We start from the raw sequence: 16,160 nt of genomic DNA, 5'->3' as shown, positions 1-16,160 counted from the left end.
TAAACCGCCTGGCACCTTTCGTCATGCTGAACTTGCGTCAGCGCCCGAACTTCCTCTGGGTCTTGCCGTAGCGCAGCTTCCGCGTGCCCGGCTTCCCCTCGGTCGCCCGCCCGCGGGGAGCCGCCACCTGCTGGTCGGCGGGCAGGCCAAGTTCTTCCGCCTCCAGCTTGCGGATTTCGTCGCGGATGCGCCCGGCTTCCTCAAACTCCAGATCTGCGGCGGCGGTCCGCATCTTCTTTTCGAGATCCTCGATATAAGCGCGCAGATTGTGGCCGACGAGGTGCGGCCGGTCGTCGATCCCTGTGTCGATCGTGACCTGATCCTTGCTCGCCACATGGGCGATGATGTCGCCGATATGGCGCTTGATCGTGGTCGGCGTGATGCCATGCTCGGCATTATATTCCATCTGCTTCTCGCGCCGCCGCGAGGTTTCATTGAGCGCTCGCTCCATGCTCCCGGTGATCCGGTCGGCATAGAGGATCACCCGCCCATCGACATTGCGCGCCGCGCGGCCGATGGTCTGGATCAGCGAGGTTTCGGAACGCAGGAAGCCCTCCTTGTCCGCGTCGAGGATCGCCACCAGCCCGCATTCGGGAATGTCCAGCCCCTCGCGCAGCAGGTTGATGCCGATCAGCACGTCATAGACGCCCAGCCGCAGGTCGCGGATCAGCTCGATACGCTCCAGTGTCTCGACGTCCGAATGCATATAACGGACCTTGATCCCCGCCTCATGCATGAACTCGGTCAGGTCCTCCGCCATCCGCTTGGTCAGCGTGGTGACAAGCGTGCGGTATCCTTGCGCCGCGACCTTGCGGCATTCGTTGATCAGGTCGTCCACCTGATCCTCGACCGGCTTGATCTCCACCGGCGGGTCGATGAGGCCAGTCGGGCGGATGACCTGTTCGGAGAATGTGCCCCCCGTCTGATTCATCTCCCACGGCCCCGGCGTTGCGGACACGCTCACCGTCTGCGGCCGCATTGCGTCCCACTCGTTGAAGCGCAGCGGCCGGTTGTCGATGCAGCTCGGCAGGCGGAAGCCATATTCAGCGAGCGTGATCTTGCGCCGATGGTCGCCGCGCGCCATCGCGCCGATCTGCGGCACCGTCTGGTGGCTCTCATCTACGAACAGCAGCGCGTTTTCTGGCAGATATTCGAACAAAGTCGGTGGCGGCTCGCCCGGCAGACGCCCGGTCAGGAAGCGCGAATAATTCTCGATCCCCGCGCAACTCCCGGTCGCCGCGATCATCTCCAGATCGAAATTGGTCCGCTGCTCCAGCCGCTGCGCTTCCAGCAGCTTGCCCTCGGCGGTCAACTCCTTCAGCCGCTCGGTCAGTTCATGCCGGATCGCCTCCATCGCCTGCTTCAGCGTCGGCCCCGGCGTGACATGGTGGCTGTTGGGAAAGACCTTCACATATTCCAGCGTAGCGACCTTCTTCCCCGTCAGCGGATCGAATTCGACAATGTCCTCGATCTCATTGCCGAAAAAGCTGACCCGCCAGGCGGTATCCTCATAGTGGGACGGGAAAATCTCCAGATTATCCCCCTTCACCCGGAAATTCCCGCGCGCGAAGGCCGCATCGTTGCGCTTATATTGCAACGCCACCAGTTTGCGGATGATCTCCCGCTGGTCCTCGACCTGGCCCTTCTTCATCGAGAAGGTCATGGCCGAATAGGTTTCCACCGACCCGATGCCATAGAGGCAGGACACCGAAGCGACGATCAGCACATCGTCCCGCTCCAGCAGCGCCCGCGTGGCCGAGTGCCGCATCCGGTCGATCGCCTCGTTTACGCTCGACTCCTTCTCGATATAGGTGTCCGACCGCGGCACATAGGCTTCGGGCTGGTAATAGTCATAATAGCTGACGAAATATTCGACGGCATTCTCCGGGAAGAAGCTCTTGAACTCCCCGTAAAGCTGCGCCGCGAGGATTTTGTTCGGCGCCAGCACCAGCGCTGGCCGCTGCAACGCCTCGATCACCTTTGCCATGGTAAAGGTCTTGCCCGAGCCCGTGACGCCCAGCAGCACCTGGTCCTTCTCGCCCTGCAGCGCCGTTTCCACCAGTTCGGCGATGGCAGTCGGCTGGTCGCCCGATGGCTCATAGTCCGAAACCAGCTTGAACGGTCGCCCTCCCTCGCTCTTTTCCGGGCGCGCGGGGCGGTGGGGGACGAAGCCTTCGCCGGTCTCGGGCTCGTCCAGCGTGGTGCGGATTTGAATTGTCATCGCCGCTTGATATGGTCTCGCACCACCGGGGGTGCAACAGGGAGGATATCGATGCGCAAACCGCTATTGGCGCTGGCCGGAATGACTGCGATGCTGGCCGCTTGCGGCGAAAAGCCGTCCGGCGACCCGCAGACGAAGGAGCAGGTCGCCAAGGAGGTCCAGAAGGTCCAGCTGAAGCCGGGCCAGTGGGAAGGCGCCTACACGCTCGAAGACATCGACATGCCGAACATGCCCGGCGGCAGCGGCGATGAGATGGAAGAGCAGATGAAGAAGGTGATGAACCGCACCTCTATCAAATACTGCGTTTCACCCGAAGAAGCGGCCAACCCCAGCGGCAAGATGTTCTCCGGCCAGGAGAATAAGGACTGCACCTATAAGGGCTTCGACGCCACGGGCGGATCGGTGAAGGGCGAGATCGCCTGCAAGTCCGAACATGGCGCGATGAACGCGGTCATGTCCGGCAGCTACGCGCCTGAAAGCTATGAAATGCACATGGACATGAAGATGACCGGCGCACCGGGCGGTATGGACATGAGCATGAAGGCGAAGACCAGCGGCAAATGGGTTGCCGCCAACTGCACCGAAAAATGAACGATAGCTCAGCGTGCTGGCTCTGCGCCCGCCCGCTGGGCAAACGTATAGAATGGCACCATCCCATCCCGAAAAGCCGAGGCGGGCGCGAAACCGCGCCCGTTCACCCCATTTGTCATCGCGCCATCCATGCGCAACTCAGCAATGCCGAACTAGCGCGGATCCGGGGCGATCCCGCTCAACTGCGCGCGCATCCCGGCATCGCTCATTTCCTGAATTGGGTCGCGAGCAAGCCTCCGGATTTCCACGCGCCCACACATAGGAGGCGTTGATCCCCTAACCCGCATATTTCTCTTGCGCTTTCCCGTCCGTGGAGCGAGCCTCCCGCCGTTCCGTAAGTGAACAGGGGAGAGGATATGCGAAAGACGATTCTGGCGGCGCTGCCGCTGGCGATGACGCTTGGCCTGACAGGATGCGGCAACGAGGCGCCTGAGCCTGAAGCCGTGGAAGCGCCGATCCTGATGAAGGCGGGGGAATGGACGATCACCCGCAAGACCACTGGTTACAACACCCCCACCGTCACCCCGGCCGAATATCAGGCCGCGCTCAAGCAGACGGAGGAGGACAAGCTCTGCATCGCCGTCGATGCCGCGGGTGTGCCGGACGCCAACGCATTGGCCGGCGATGAAGGGAAGAATTGCGCTTACAAGGATAAGCTGCTGCGCAAGGGCCGGCTGATCGCCACCCTGTCCTGCAAGTCTGGCGCGGGCACGTCGGAAATCGTGCTGGAGGGCAATTATACCGCTGATACGCTGACGCTCGGCAGCACCATGACCAAGACCGTCGGCGGTAGCCCGGTACTGCGCACGACCCACGATCTCAGCGGCAAGCGCGCAGGCGAATGTAGTAAGACCTAACGTCCCGGCAGTCATTTGCCCGTTCGTGTCGAGCGAAGTCGAGACGCAGGAAGCGCTGTGCTCCCGACTTCCCTCGATCGAACGGCCTTTAGCGAATGGACCAAGGGGGTTTCAGCAGCGCGCCTGCCTGAAATCGCCAATGCAGCCGCGCCCATTCTGTGGCATCCTGCCGCCCGGCATCTTAGCGGCGGAGACTCGTCCCATGCTGTTTCATCTTTCGATTGCGGCCCATGATCCCAGGCATGTCGCAGAGGTCATCGCGGAAATGTGGCGCGGCGAAGCTCATTATTTCCCGCCGGTGACGCCCGGCAGTTGGATCGCAATGGCGGGCGACGATCGCGGCACCGCTGTGGAGGTCTATCCGATCGACACCGTCCTGCGCGAGGAGGAAGGCGACGCCGACTCCTTCGGCGACCGCACGGGCGAAACCCGCTTCACCGCCACCCACGCCGCCCTGGCCACGCCGCTGACCCAGGACGAGATAATGGCAATTGCCGCGCGGGAAGGCTGGCCCGCCAAATATCGCAAGCGCGGCGGAGCCTTTGGCGTGGTCGAACTGTGGATCGAAGGGCGGCAGATGATGGAATTGCTGACCCCGGCAATGCAGGCCGAATATCTCGCCGCGATGGCGGGCGCCAATTACCGCACCATGTTCTCGCCGCCCCCGTCGGCATGATGCGCTCTTAAGCTATTTGCAAATATGTGCCTCTAGCCTTCTCTGCGGGAAGGACAGGCATGCAACTCACTCAGATTGGGCTTTTCGTCATCGGAACTTTGGCTCTTGTAAGCTGCGTTCAGCCTCAGGACGATCCGGCCAACCCTCCGCGCCTAGGTCAGTGGCATGACCGTATGATGCTGACCAGTATAAGGTTGAACGACAGAGCGTTGAAGGAAGAGGAAGTTCCGCCCCAACTGCGGAAGATTTTTGACAAATTTAACAAGGATGATCGCTATTGCGGCGAACCGCACCCGCGAGACCGTGGGGAGATGCAGGCGCTGCTCAATGAAAAATTTGCTCGTTGTGAACTTGAACAGCTAACTTCCGAAGGCGCCCATGTGCAGGTGCTGGTACGTTGTCGGCCAAGTGGCGAGCAGGACGATGTTTTGGTAACCGCTCGCGGCAATGGCTCGCTCGGTCCAAACTATGTCACCTTCGATGTCGATGCGATCGCTCGCGTCACCGAAGAGACTGGCGGCAATTATCTGCTGGTGGCGTCGGGCCGGCGTGAAATCATTAGAACGGGCGATTGCTGATCTTCATTCCAACGCCCTGATCGCCCGCTCATCGCACCGTTTGGAACCCCGCGTTACCGCCGAATAAACCGGCACATGTATCGCCTGCCCGATCCGCAGCGGCGCGAACCGCTTGCGTGCGATCCCTTCGCAGCGCAGATATAGTTCCAGCATGCGCGGCGGCGTGCTCCATTGTTCGTAGGACAGGCGGAACGTGCCCCAATGAATGGGAATCGCCGTTGAGGCGTTGAGCTTTTCAAAGACGCCGACCGCCTGTCTTGGTCCGATATGCGAATCCGACTCCATCTGCCCCGGCCAGAAACGGAAGGCGCCGATGGGGATCATCGCCAGCCGGATCGGTCCCAATCGCGCCGCTTCCTCCGGCCAAGCCATATCCCCTGCGCCCGTATCGCCTGCGAAGAAGATGTTGCCGGCCCGCGTTTCGATGAAGAAGCTCGACCACAAGGCCCGGCTGCGGTCGGTGCCCCAACGGCTGCTCCAATGATGGTTACGCAGCACATGGACGCGATAGTCCGGGCAATGTTCGTAATTTTCGCACTGGATGACCGTATCCGTGCCCAGGCCGTTAAGCGCCGCGCCGCTGACCGATTGCCCCCAATCGATCGCCGTCGATGGGATGCCATTGTCCTTGAGGATTTTGTCATTGCCAAGGCTGGTGATGATCTGGGGCCGGTCCCGCTCCCACAGTCTTTTCAGCGTGGGGATGTCCATATGATCATAATGATTGTGACTGATGATGATCAGGTCGATCTTGGGCAGGTCCTCGAACCGGATGCCCGGCTGCGCCACGCGCTTGGGTCCCAGCGGCGGGAAAGGGCTGGCATAGTCCGACCAGATCGGATCGGTCAGAATGTTGATCCCAGCGGCCTGCACCAGCACCGTCGCATGGCCGACCCAGGTGGCCACCATGCCGCGCGGCGCTGCGAAGGCAGGCGGACGCGAGGGCTTTACCGCTACCGCATCGGGCCATTCGGGCCGGTCGTCCCGCCCCATCAGCCAGCGGGCGATGAAGCCGCGCCTGTTGCTCCCGGGCGGCGCGGAAAAGCGGATTTCGCCATCAGGATTGAAGAAGCGCTCGCCATCATAATGGCGGCTGACCGGTCCTTTATAATAGATGCGGTCGAGAAAAGGCGGGACAATCGTGATCGCCAGGCAGAGCGCAATGACGAGAAACAGCAGCGCAACCCCGGCTCCGCGCACGATTTTCCCGATGATGAGCCCCATGCCGTCTCCTGCGATGATCACCATGCAGGGTCATAGCCACCCTTGGGCGAGGGGCAAGAGGCGGCCCCGCCTTCGCGGCTTAATGGTGCATGTGTCGCAGCCAGGGAAGCAGCCGCCGTTCCAGCGCGCCGGTGCCATTTTCCTCACCGTCCAAAAACGGAATGGCATAGGCTTCCAGATCATCTTTCAGCAGGCTGGCGCCCTGGCTCGGACGATGCAGGTCCACTACCGCGCCATCGGGGAACTGGCTGGCGAGCGCCGCCATGCCGTCGCTGACGCTCGCATAGGGACCATCGACCTCATAATCCTCCGCCAGCAGCAGATCGACCATCAGTCCGGCGAGCGTCGGGTCGTCTTCCACCAGCAGGATGCGTCCATGATTGCCCGCCATCATCGTCGCTCCAGCCCGAAATGACTGCGATAGCGGTTGAAGCAGCGATCTCCGCAAGTCAGCCGGATCAGAGCGCCTTCGGCAATCGCGGTCGCCCGGCGCGGGTCTTCCGCCACTGCAGGCTTGATCGCCAACTCATTCCAGTCGCGGCTATGCTTGACGTCCAGAACCGCGTGCAGATCGAAATAACGCCTCTCCGATTGGCTGAGCCCGATCCGCCGCAGCGCGCGTGCGGTATGCGCCGACCGTCCGGGCGCCGTCAGTTCGATCACGCCCAACGCGCCGACACTGTGCCAGGCATAGCATCGCTGCGTCGCCATCGCGGTCATCGCATTGGCCAGCGCCAGGCTTTCCCAGGCGGTTGCTTCGATCGACGGCGACAGGTCCAGCGTGGTGACTAGCTGCGCCAGCATCGGGCCATGCATGCCCTTTTCATTGCCGCGCCCCATCTCGTCCCAATAGTTTCGGGCGAGTTCGAGCTTGGGCGAATCCGGCAGCTTCACCTGGGTCATCGCGACAAGGTCGTCAAACCCGGCCTCGCCAGCGGCTTCCTGGGTCAGGAACCAGCGTATCTCGTCCCGCTCGGCCTGCTCGGCCAGCCAGGGGAACAGAGGGTCATGCTGTCCGGGGCCTGACTGTTCCAGATCCTCGAACCAATGAATGAACCCATCAGGATCGGTTGGAGCCTGCGCTGCCCGGTCGCGTATCTGCGCGCGCAACTCCTCGATAAATCCATGCTCCAGCCGCAGTATGACCTCATCCTGCCGGAACCTTTCCTCCCAATCGTCGGGATAGGCCGGGGCAAGCCGCTGCCGGTTCCAATGGCTGAGCCGTTCCTGAAAGGATTGCTGAAGAAACTGCGACTCGCAACTTGGTGCGACGAAACGTGTAGCCACGAAAAATTCTCTCCTGATTGTACCCCTGTTCAATTCGGCGGAGCGCCTCGCGTTCCCCCTAAAGTGCCTAATCAAGATCATTCTATTTGCTGTTTCATCCATGAAAACGCATCGCAGCCTCGCGTCGCGCGTTCCTAAAAGCAGGAGGAACCGATGCTTTCACTTCCCCATCGTTCGATCCAGCGAGCGGTTCAGCAGAGCGTCGCCAGGCTGTTCGGCTCCGGCGGTGAGCGTATCAATCTCGACTCCCCTCTCGGCGATCAGGGACTGTTCGGTCCCCAATCGATGGCGTGGCGCGTACATGCTGACTTCACCACGATGATGATCGGCGGCATCGCCGCCCTCCTCCTGCAGATGCTGCACCCGGCGGCGCTGGCAGGTATCTGGGATCATTCCCGTTTCCGCGAAGACCGCAGCGGCCGCCTGCGTCGCACCGCGCAATTCATTGCGGGCACGACCTATGGCGGAACCGCCGAAGCCGAACGCCTGATCGCGCGCGTCCGTGATGTTCACGACAGGGTGGAGGGGCAGTTGCCGGACGGCAGGCACTATCGGGCCAACGACCCGGCTCTGCTGCGCTGGGTCCATGTCGCAGAGGTCTATTCTTTCCTGTCAGCTTACCGCCGCTATCGCGCGCCGTTTCTGACGACCCGCGAACAGGATCGCTACTATGGTGAGATGGCGCGCCTAGCTGAGCGGCTCGGCGCCACCGAAGTTCCGCGCACCGCCGCTCAAGTGCAGGATTATCTCTTTGCGATGCGGCCGCAGCTTCGCTCCGATGCTCGCACGCAAGAGGTTTCGTCCTTCCTTCTGAAACCCCAAGCCGGGCTATTGAGCTCGCCCTTCAGCAAGATTGCGATCGATGCCGCCATCGATCTTCTGCCGCCTTGGGCCGCCCGCATGCATGGCTTCCATTCCGGCCCCGGTCGCCATCGGACACGCGCGCAGCTCGCCTCCATGGCGGCCTTCCTGCGCTGGGCGCTCGACGGCGGCTCTGCGCAGCGGGCGCAACGGCGCGTGGATCAGGCTTTCAGCAGCTGATCCAGTTCGGCAGGGCGCAATTCCATCTGTAGTTGATCGCATGTGCATTGTCGTGGGGCCTTGTCGGGCCGCCACCGCAAGAAACGCGTGCCATGGCGAAACCGCCCGGCAGTCACCTGGTCATAAACGACTTCCACCACCAGATCCGGACGGAGCGGTTCCCATGCGCTTTCCTCGCCCCGATTCCATCGACTGGGTCCGCCCGGCGCCTTACCCGTAAAGCCCGGCGCTCCCACAAACGGCGTCAGTCGTTGCAGCAGCAAAGGGCGCTCGTCAGCCTTGAAGCTGGACGTGAAGCCGACATGGTTCAGCGCCCCAACCTCATCATAAAGGCCCAGCAGCAATGACGCCGCACCTTTTCCGTCTTCGGTCCGGCGAAAGCCGCCGACAACACAATCCGCGCTCCGATAATTTTTGACCTTCATCATGGCTCGCTCGCCTGAGCGGTAGGGCAGGTCGATCTGCTTGGCGATGATCCCATCCAGCGCACCGCCGCTCCGCTCCAGCCAGGTCGTGGCCACTTTCTCCCTTTCTGTCGCCGGCGAGAGGAGCAGAGTCGCGGTGCCTTCCTGTTCATAAAAGCGCTCTAGAGCGGGCCGCCGTTCGCGTAGCGGCGCGCCCGTCAGGTCCTCATGGCCAAGTATCAGGCAGTCGAAAAGCATCAGCTGCGCCGGGGTTTCGCGAGACAGCCGCAGGATCCTGCTCTCGGCCGGGTGGAGCCGCTGTTGCAGCGCATCGAAGGATAGAGCTCCACCCAGGGGCAGGATCAGCTCACCGTCCAGAATATAGCGCTCCTCTTTTGTCGATAGCAGGGCCTCAACGATCTCCGGAAAGAAGCGGGCCAGCGATTTGCCAGACTTCGAGCGGATGTCCGCGCTCTTGCCGTTCCGCCCGACCACAGCACGGAAGCCGTCCCATTTGGGCTCATATTGCCAGCCTGGCGGCAAGGGCAGTTCTGCAACCAGCCGCGCCTCCATCGGCAAGGGCAGGGATATGGGCTCGCCGGAAGTCATCACCGGACCTCACCCGATTGATCAAGCGTGATGACGACCGGCGCATGATCGCTCGTCCGCTCCCACCCGCGCGGGACGGTATCGACTTCCGCTGCCTTCAGCATCCGCGCCGCTACCGGGTTCAGCAGCAGATGGTCGATCCGCAGGCCCGCATTACGCTCGAAGGCCCCACGCCAATATTTCCAGAAGCTGTAAATGATGTCGTCGGGATGCAACTGCCGGATCGCATCGCTCCACCCTTGGTTCAGCAGCGTTTGGTAGGCGGCGCGAACTTCCGGCGCGAACAGCGCATCGTCGCGCCACCGCTCAGGCGCATAGACGTCAAGGTCGGCGGGCATGACATTATAATCGCCCGCGACAATTACCGGCGCATCCAGATCGATCAATGAGGCAAGGTGAAGCCGCAGTCGCTCGAACCATCGCAGCTTGAAATCGAATTTGGGTCCCGGACGCGGATTGCCGTTGGGTAGGTAGAGACCGGCGACCAGCACGCCGTTCACCGCCGCCTCGATATAGCGGCTCTGGACGTCTTCGGGATCGCCCGGCAGGCCCCGGCGCGTTTCGTGAATGTCTCCAACGCGGCTCAATATAGCGACGCCGTTCCATCGACTCTGCCCGTGCCAGACAGCCTGATAACCGGCATCCTTGATCGCTTTCTCTGGGAAATTCTCCTGCGGAGCCTTCAATTCCTGCAGGCAAACAATGTCGGGCGCGGCGAGGTCGAGCCATCGCAGCAGCACTGGGAGCCGTCCATTGACGCCATTAACATTGTAAGTTGCGATCTTCATGGCTTTTGAAAAGCTAGACGTTCCGCAGCGCAATTGGTTCGACGGCCGCAGGAACGCCATCCGCGCAGGCTCGTTCCTGTCGCTCGAGGTACAGCATCGGAGCAAATGATGGCAGATGATCGGACGGAGCGGCCCGCGAACGAGGCCAGCCTAGCAAAGCAGGCGTCTCCCAAACCTGCGACGCCGACGGAGAAGGAAAAGCAGCAAATCGCCGATGCTAAGGAACGCGCTAAGAAGGATCAGGAGGAACTGCGTTCACAGGGTTTCGGCGATCACAAGGGGACGGAAGGATTCTGAACAGGCACCAAGCAAAAGGCCGCCCGGATAAAATTCCGGACGGCCTTTCCATTGTCAGCCGATTGGACGCGCTCAGAAGAGGCGGACCCCCGCGGCGGAGGTCAGGCTCTTCGTTTTTGCCGTAACCGGCACGTGACAATGAGACATCAGACCACCTCCTTTCCATTGTTGACGATGACCGGGATATGGGTCGCCATTCCGACAGGACAAGGGGTTTTGCGCGCAAGCTCACTGCTTGGCGGCGGCTAACATTATCCCCTTGGCGGAAAGTGAGCGGAAGGTGATGGACAAGCGGCCCCTGTCCTGGGGCATAATGCTATGTTCCCAGTCATGACGCGCTTCACCTGAAAGATGATAGACGGATCGTGGCGCCAAGGGAATGCTAAGGCGGTCGAAGCCCGTGGCCGTTCGCTTGCGAAACCGCAGCGCCGCAGCCGTTTCCAAGGAGATGCCGACAACATGGTCGAACACCGGCCTATCCCGGTGCCACCCGATGCCCGCACCTGGATCGTAGCGGATCAGCAGCGCCTGGACCAGATCGGCGTCGGCAAGTCCCGCGAAGCGGGCCGCGCGCGCCTTGATCGGCGCAAGCCAGGAGGGGATCGGGTCGCTTGGCCCGAAGCGACCATTTTCAAAATCATAGGTCCATCCGAGCGACAGGGTCAGCCGCTTTCCCGTCCATCCCTGAAAGCGGAAGGGCGAGAGGGGCAGGGTGTTCATCTGCGCGATCAGTATCGCTTCTTCGTCCGGGGCGACGAACTCCTCTTCGTAGGAAAGGCCGGGGATAACCGGCGTTTCGAAGAGGCTTGGCTGCCTCATTTTCTTCGCCGTCCCAGCCGCCGCCTATTGCTGTCCACCGCCTTGCGGTAATGGGCGATGGAGGCGCGCATCGCCGCGTCGGGCGTCGCGCCTAGCGTGCCGGTCATCGCCTTCCATTGCAGGACGCTTATGGCTTCGATTTTTTCGACCACCATCCGCTGAGCCTCCAGCGCAGCGGCTGGATTGCCGGCGAGAAGCTTGGGTATTCGGAGGCCGATCACCGTCCAAGCTTCCACACCCAATTGCCAACTTTCGATGGCGAGCCCGAACGGATTGATCTTCTGCATGATGACAGAAGGGCTCGCCTCCCGTTCGGGTTCCGTCGTCCGGAGGCTGAGCTTCACTTATTCCGCCAGGAAGCTCAGCAGATCACCGTTCAGCCGGTCCGGCGCCGTGGCGAACAGGCCGTGCGGTTCACCTTCATACTCGATCAGCTCCGCGCCAGCTATGCCTGCCGCCGCTGCCCGGCCGGTGGGATCGATCGGCACCGTCTTGTCGCTGGTCCCGTGAATGACCAGGGTAGGGATGTCGAAGGCGGCGAGGTCCGGCCGGAAATCGGTGCGACCGAACGCGCTGATGCAATCGATCGTCGCCTTGGGGCTCGCCATGATCGCCAGCGCGAAGGTCCAGTCCAACAGCGCGCTGCTGACCGGCTTGGAAACGAGGCCGATGCCATAGAAGCTCTTGGCGAAGGTCTGAAGAAAGGCGAAGCGGTCCTCCCGCACCTGCGCTTGCATCTGGTCCAGAACGGATTCGTCCACGCCATCCGGATTGCTGTCATCCTTGAGGATATAGGGGACGACCGACGCAACAAGCGCCACTCGGTCCACCTTGGCCGAACCATAGCGCGACAGATAGCGGGCGATCTCGCCTCCCCCCATGGAGAAGCCGATCAGAGAGACTTTGGGCGCGCCAACCTTTTCGATCACCGCCGCAAGGTCGTCCGCGAAAATATCATAATTATAGCCGCCCGCCGGATGACCCGATTGGCCGAACCCGCGCCGGTCATAGGTGATGACGCGGTAGCCTGCCTCCAACAGCGCCAGTGTCTGATATTCCCACATGTCGCCGGATAACGGCCAGCCATGAATGAGGATGACGGGGTGGCCGGATCCCATGTCCTTTACGTGAATCGCATGACCTTCGGGGGTTTGGATATGCATAGGAGCCACTCCTTCCTCTTTGAGTGACCGCAACCGGCAAGGCGGCGCATCGTTCCATCGGGACAGTCAGGGAGCCATGTTGCATGCGCGGCGTTGGACGGCCGAGGAGACAGAGATGACCCATAAGCCCCACGTTCCCGCCGGCAGCCAGTCGCCCTACCCGCTACACCCCGCGCCAATGCAGCAAACACTGCCTCGTTCCGTTCCGGTCAGCCCCCCCGAAGAGCGGCAGGCGCGGGCTTTGGCTACGCATTCCACGGGCTGGACGATCGGGGTTGGGCTTGCCGTCATCGCCTTGAGCTTCCTGTTTCTGCGCCGCCGCTGAGAGCGGAACAAGCTCCGCCAAGCTGGGTTGAACAGACGTGCGGTGGGGCGCCATCAGCGGCCTCAAACAGGCCAACGGAGGATGTCATGGTGACGCTTACTCCCCTGGAAATTGGCCTGGGACTGGTCGTTCTTGTCCTATTGGCCGGGATTGTGGCTCTCGTCGTACGCAACCGGCAGCGCGCAAATCTGAGGTCCAAGTTCGGACCCGAATATTCCCGGACGGTTGAAGAGGTCGGCAGTTCGCGCAAGGCGGAAGCCGAGCTGCAGCAAAGGGAAAAGCGCGTGGCGAGTTTTTCGCTCCGCCGTCTCTCGCCGCAGCAGGTGGACATGTTCACCGATGGCTGGATGAAGGTGCAGAACCAGTTTGTCGATGATCCGCAAGGCGCGGTGTCTCGTGCAGATGTCCTGCTTACTGAAGTGATGGAAGCGCGCGGCTATCCGATCGTCGATTTCGACCGCCGCTCGGCCGACCTGTCTGTCGATCATCCCGAAGTTGTGCAGAATTATCGCTCGGCACATGATATCGCCATCCGCCATGCTCGCGGCGAAGCGGACACCGAGGATTTGCGCCAGGCGATGATCCATTATCGCGCGCTGTTCGAGGAACTGGTGCACGAACCGGGCGAGCCCAATGGCGCTTCGCACATTCCCCGGCCCAGCCGCTTTGGTGACACTGACTATGGCAGGCGTGACCTGCACTAAGAGTTGAACTGTCACTGCCGCCGCGAAGTTCGTCTTCGCGGCGGCAATCATATTCAGGCCGTGGCGGTCAGGCTCGAGCGGCGGCGGTCAAAGCGGTCGGCGTTCATCACGTTGACCCAGGCCGCGACGAAATCATCCACAAACTTCCGGCCTGCGTCTGCACCGGCATAGACTTCAGACAGCGCCCGCAGCTGCGAGTTTGATCCGAAGACCAAATCGACCCGCGTCGCCGTCCATTTCTGCTGATCCGTCCTGCGGCATGTGCCGATGAACAAATCGCCCTTGTCGCTTCCCGCTTTCCAAGCGGTGCCCATGTCCAGCAGGTTGACGAAAAAGTCGTTGGTCAGCTGGCCCGGCCGATCAGTAAGCATGCCATGCCGCGATCCGCCATGGTTGACGCCGAGTACGCGCAACCCTCCCACCAGAACGGTCATCTGCGGTGCGCTGAGGCGCAGCAGACTGGCGCGGTCGATCAAGAGTTCTTCGACCGGCACGCGATAGCTGACCGGCAGATAGTTGCGGAAACCATCGACCTTGGGCTCCAGCACGGCGAAGCCTTCCATATCTGTCTGCTCCTGCGACGCATCCGTGCGGCCGGCGGTAAAAGGCACCACGATGCCATGGCCCGCATCTTTCGCCGCCTTTTCGATGCCAACCGAACCGCCCAGCACAATGAGGTCGGCGATGCTGACCTTCTTCCCACCCGCCGCGCTGCCGTCAAACTCGGCCTTTATCCGTTCCAGGACGCCAAGCACATGAGCAAGTTCTCGAGGTTGGTTGACGTCCCAATCCTTCTGCGGGGCGAGGCGAATACGCGCACCATTTGCGCCGCCGCGCTTATCAGATCCGCGGAAGGTGGAGGCCGACGCCCAGGCCGTTTGCACCAGTTCGGTCACCGTCAGTTCCGACGCCGAAATCTTTTGCTTGAGCGCTTCTACATCCGTCTCATCGATCAGCGCATAGTCAGCCACAGGGATCGGGTCCTGCCAGATCAGATCCTCGGAAGGCACGTCGGCACCCAGATAGCGGGTTTTGGGACCCATGTCGCGATGGCACAATTTGAACCAAGCGCGCGCGAAGGCATCGGCAAAGGCGTCGGGGTCGTTGCGGAAGCGTTCGGCGATCTTGCGATATTCCGGGTCTTCGCGGAACGCCATGTCGGCCGTCGTCATCATCGTCGGCAGGCGCTTATCCGGGCTGTGCGCGCCGGGGGCGAGGTCTTCCGGCTTCTGATTCACCGGCTGCCATTGATGCGCCCCCGCCGGGCTCTTCACCAGCTCATATTCATAGTCGAGCAGCATGTGAAAGAAGCTCATGTCCCATTGGATGGGCGTTGGCGTCCACGCGCCTTCGATGCCGCTGGTGATCGTGTGATCGCCGACGCCCGACTCATGTCCGCTGTGCCAGCCCAACCCCTGCTGAGCGATGTCCGCGCCCTCCGGCTCCGCGCCGATCTTTGATGCGTCGCCTGCGCCATGCGCCTTGCCGAAGGTATGGCCGCCCGCGGTTAGCGCCAGCGTCTCTTCATCGTTCATCCCCATGCGGGCGAAGGTTTCGCGAATATCGCGGGCGGACTGGAGCGGATCGGGATTGCCGCCCGGCCCTTCGGGATTAACGTAGATGAGCCCCATCTGGATCGCGGCGAGCGGCTCTTCAAGGGCCATTTCCTTGTCAGGCTGGATGCGGGTCTGGTTGTCGGGATTGCCGACCCACTGTTCCTCGGTGCCCCAATAAATGTCCTTCTCGGGTTCCCAAACATCCTCACGTCCGCCGCCGAAGCCGAACACGGGACCGCCCATGGATTCGATCGCGACATTGCCGGTCAGGATCATGAGATCCGCCCAGCTCAGCTTGCGGCCATATTTCTGTTTGACCGGCCAGAGCAGGCGGCGCGCCTTGTCCAGATTGGCATTGTCGGGCCAACTGTTGAGCGGCGCGAAGCGCTGCCCGCCTGACGAAGCGCCGCCGCGACCGTCTCCGGTGCGATAGGTGCCAGCGCTGTGCCAGGCCATGCGGATGAAGAAGGGACCGTAATGCCCATAGTCCGCAGGCCACCAGGGCTGGCTGTCGGTCATCAGCGCATGCAGGTCCTGCTTGACCGCTTCCAGATCGAGCGACTGGAATTCTTTCGCATAATCGAAGGACTCGCCCATCGGATTGGCGTGAGCGCCATTTTGATGAAGGATCTCCAGAGATAATTGGTTCGGCCACCAGTCGCGGTTGGTTCGGCCGAGCAGCGACCGCAGCGCCGCTATTTCCTTGGCAGGGCAACTGAGCGGGCTTCCCCCGGTTTTTGCGTCCATGACATGGCTCTCCTTTAGATTGCGATTGGAAGCGTAGGCTTCGTCGCGGATGCAGGAAAGCGATTAACATCGGTCATCATGATCGATAAAAGCGATCACAAGCGTCTGGCGCACGAGCGGTCCAGGCCCGAATCCATTGCGGCTTTTTGGTTCCGCTCCGTTATCCTTTGGTGTAACGTGCAGCTGTTGGCCATGAGGCGTTTCTCATGCCGAGACGATGCGCTGCGTAGGTCAAGAAGGCCGCTCCCGGCACCAGTCCCGACTGAGGGTTAG

General features: G+C 61.8%; 19 protein-coding genes. 9 read left to right on the top strand and 10 right to left on the bottom strand.

What is annotated here, in order from left to right; all coding sequences use genetic code 11:
* Positions 1–37: 37 nt before the first annotated feature.
* Positions 38–2,221 carry an excinuclease ABC subunit UvrB gene (gene uvrB, locus ACFO3E_RS01115; RefSeq protein ID WP_066525299.1) on the bottom strand — a complete coding sequence of 728 codons (2,184 nt, stop codon included), beginning with the start codon at positions 2,219–2,221 and terminating at the stop codon, positions 38–40.
* A 51-nt stretch (positions 2,222–2,272) separates the two neighbouring features.
* On the opposite strand from uvrB, the gene ACFO3E_RS01110 reads away from it, so the two are divergent.
* From ACFO3E_RS01110 to ACFO3E_RS01090, 5 genes are all read left to right on the top strand, one after another.
* Positions 2,273–2,812 (top strand): DUF3617 domain-containing protein, encoded by a 540-nt coding sequence (locus ACFO3E_RS01110; RefSeq protein ID WP_066525297.1) that lies wholly within the window; start codon positions 2,273–2,275, stop codon positions 2,810–2,812.
* Positions 2,809–3,084, top strand: coding sequence for an HNH endonuclease (locus tag ACFO3E_RS01105; protein ID WP_156518406.1), 276 nt, complete (start codon positions 2,809–2,811; stop codon positions 3,082–3,084). Before ACFO3E_RS01110 ends, ACFO3E_RS01105 begins: the two co-directional genes overlap by 4 nt.
* A gap of 84 nt (positions 3,085–3,168) precedes the next feature.
* Positions 3,169–3,669, top strand: coding sequence for a DUF3617 domain-containing protein (locus ACFO3E_RS01100; RefSeq protein WP_066525295.1), 501 nt, complete (start codon positions 3,169–3,171; stop codon positions 3,667–3,669).
* Positions 3,670–3,871: 202 nt separating this feature from the next.
* The gene (locus ACFO3E_RS01095) at positions 3,872–4,345 is read left to right on the top strand and encodes a hypothetical protein (RefSeq protein ID WP_380801834.1); all 474 of its coding nucleotides are present in this window, start codon (positions 3,872–3,874) and stop codon (positions 4,343–4,345) included.
* A 173-nt stretch (positions 4,346–4,518) separates the two neighbouring features.
* Entirely contained in the window at positions 4,519–4,923 is a 405-nt protein-coding gene (locus tag ACFO3E_RS01090; protein ID WP_156518404.1) for a hypothetical protein, read from the top strand.
* Positions 4,924–4,926: 3 nt separating this feature from the next.
* Here the strand turns inward: ACFO3E_RS01090 and ACFO3E_RS01085 are convergent, their stop codons facing one another.
* The 3 genes from ACFO3E_RS01085 to ACFO3E_RS01075 form a co-directional block, all read right to left on the bottom strand.
* Positions 4,927–6,147 (bottom strand): MBL fold metallo-hydrolase, encoded by a 1,221-nt coding sequence (locus tag ACFO3E_RS01085; protein WP_066528811.1) that lies wholly within the window; start codon positions 6,145–6,147, stop codon positions 4,927–4,929.
* Between the two features lie 79 nt (positions 6,148–6,226).
* Positions 6,227–6,541, bottom strand: a complete 315-nt coding sequence (locus ACFO3E_RS01080; RefSeq protein ID WP_380801831.1) for a response regulator transcription factor — start codon at positions 6,539–6,541, stop codon at positions 6,227–6,229.
* On the bottom strand, positions 6,538–7,434 hold the full coding sequence (locus tag ACFO3E_RS01075) for an iron-containing redox enzyme family protein (protein WP_066525281.1): 897 nt from the start codon (positions 7,432–7,434) through the stop codon (positions 6,538–6,540). The genes ACFO3E_RS01080 and ACFO3E_RS01075 overlap by 4 nt, the downstream gene beginning before the upstream one ends.
* A 153-nt stretch (positions 7,435–7,587) precedes the next feature.
* Here ACFO3E_RS01075 and ACFO3E_RS01070 point away from each other — a divergent pair, with 153 nt between their 5' ends.
* Positions 7,588–8,475 carry an oxygenase MpaB family protein gene (locus tag ACFO3E_RS01070; protein WP_380801828.1) on the top strand — a complete coding sequence of 296 codons (888 nt, stop codon included), beginning with the start codon at positions 7,588–7,590 and terminating at the stop codon, positions 8,473–8,475.
* On the opposite strand, the gene ACFO3E_RS01065 is transcribed toward ACFO3E_RS01070, so the two are convergent.
* A complete protein-coding gene (locus ACFO3E_RS01065) occupies positions 8,457–9,488 on the bottom strand; it encodes an ATP-dependent DNA ligase (protein WP_380801826.1) in 1,032 nt (343 codons plus the stop codon). The two genes, ACFO3E_RS01070 and ACFO3E_RS01065, sit on opposite strands and share 19 nt — an antisense overlap.
* On the bottom strand, positions 9,488–10,276 hold the full coding sequence (xth, locus tag ACFO3E_RS01060) for an exodeoxyribonuclease III (protein WP_066525279.1): 789 nt from the start codon (positions 10,274–10,276) through the stop codon (positions 9,488–9,490). Before xth ends, ACFO3E_RS01065 begins: the two co-directional genes overlap by 1 nt.
* A 105-nt stretch (positions 10,277–10,381) precedes the next feature.
* Here xth and ACFO3E_RS01055 point away from each other — a divergent pair, with 105 nt between their 5' ends.
* A complete protein-coding gene (locus ACFO3E_RS01055) occupies positions 10,382–10,573 on the top strand; it encodes a hypothetical protein (protein ID WP_156518402.1) in 192 nt (63 codons plus the stop codon).
* Positions 10,574–10,801: 228 nt separating this feature from the next.
* On the opposite strand, the gene ACFO3E_RS01050 is transcribed toward ACFO3E_RS01055, so the two are convergent.
* From ACFO3E_RS01050 to ACFO3E_RS01040, 3 genes are read right to left on the bottom strand one after another with little or no spacing between them, the layout of a single operon-like run.
* Complete coding sequence (locus tag ACFO3E_RS01050) at positions 10,802–11,392, bottom strand: alpha-ketoglutarate-dependent dioxygenase AlkB (RefSeq protein WP_066525277.1); 591 nt, start codon at positions 11,390–11,392, stop codon at positions 10,802–10,804.
* Positions 11,389–11,736 (bottom strand): hypothetical protein, encoded by a 348-nt coding sequence (locus ACFO3E_RS01045; protein WP_380801822.1) that lies wholly within the window; start codon positions 11,734–11,736, stop codon positions 11,389–11,391. The genes ACFO3E_RS01050 and ACFO3E_RS01045 overlap by 4 nt, the downstream gene beginning before the upstream one ends.
* Positions 11,737–12,555: an alpha/beta fold hydrolase gene (locus ACFO3E_RS01040; RefSeq protein WP_380801819.1), complete on the bottom strand. Its 819-nt coding sequence runs from the start codon at positions 12,553–12,555 to the stop codon at positions 11,737–11,739.
* 115 nt (positions 12,556–12,670) lie between these two features.
* Here ACFO3E_RS01040 and ACFO3E_RS01035 point away from each other — a divergent pair, with 115 nt between their 5' ends.
* Both ACFO3E_RS01035 and ACFO3E_RS01030 read left to right on the top strand, forming a co-directional pair.
* The gene (locus tag ACFO3E_RS01035) at positions 12,671–12,880 is read left to right on the top strand and encodes an MYXO-CTERM sorting domain-containing protein (RefSeq protein WP_156518400.1); all 210 of its coding nucleotides are present in this window, start codon (positions 12,671–12,673) and stop codon (positions 12,878–12,880) included.
* A gap of 86 nt (positions 12,881–12,966) precedes the next feature.
* Positions 12,967–13,584: a hypothetical protein gene (locus ACFO3E_RS01030; RefSeq protein ID WP_380801816.1), complete on the top strand. Its 618-nt coding sequence runs from the start codon at positions 12,967–12,969 to the stop codon at positions 13,582–13,584.
* Positions 13,585–13,637: 53 nt separating this feature from the next.
* Here ACFO3E_RS01030 and katG read toward each other — a convergent pair whose 3' ends face one another.
* Positions 13,638–15,887 (bottom strand): catalase/peroxidase HPI, encoded by a 2,250-nt coding sequence (gene katG / locus ACFO3E_RS01025; protein WP_066525267.1) that lies wholly within the window; start codon positions 15,885–15,887, stop codon positions 13,638–13,640.
* Between the last annotated feature and the right edge of the window lie 273 nt (positions 15,888–16,160).

This window comes from Sphingobium tyrosinilyticum (assembly GCF_042654265.1).
GTDB lineage: Bacteria > Pseudomonadota > Alphaproteobacteria > Sphingomonadales > Sphingomonadaceae > Sphingobium > Sphingobium tyrosinilyticum.
The sequence above is the reverse complement of the archived record's forward strand: the minus strand, read 5'-3'. Positions and strand labels throughout refer to the sequence as shown.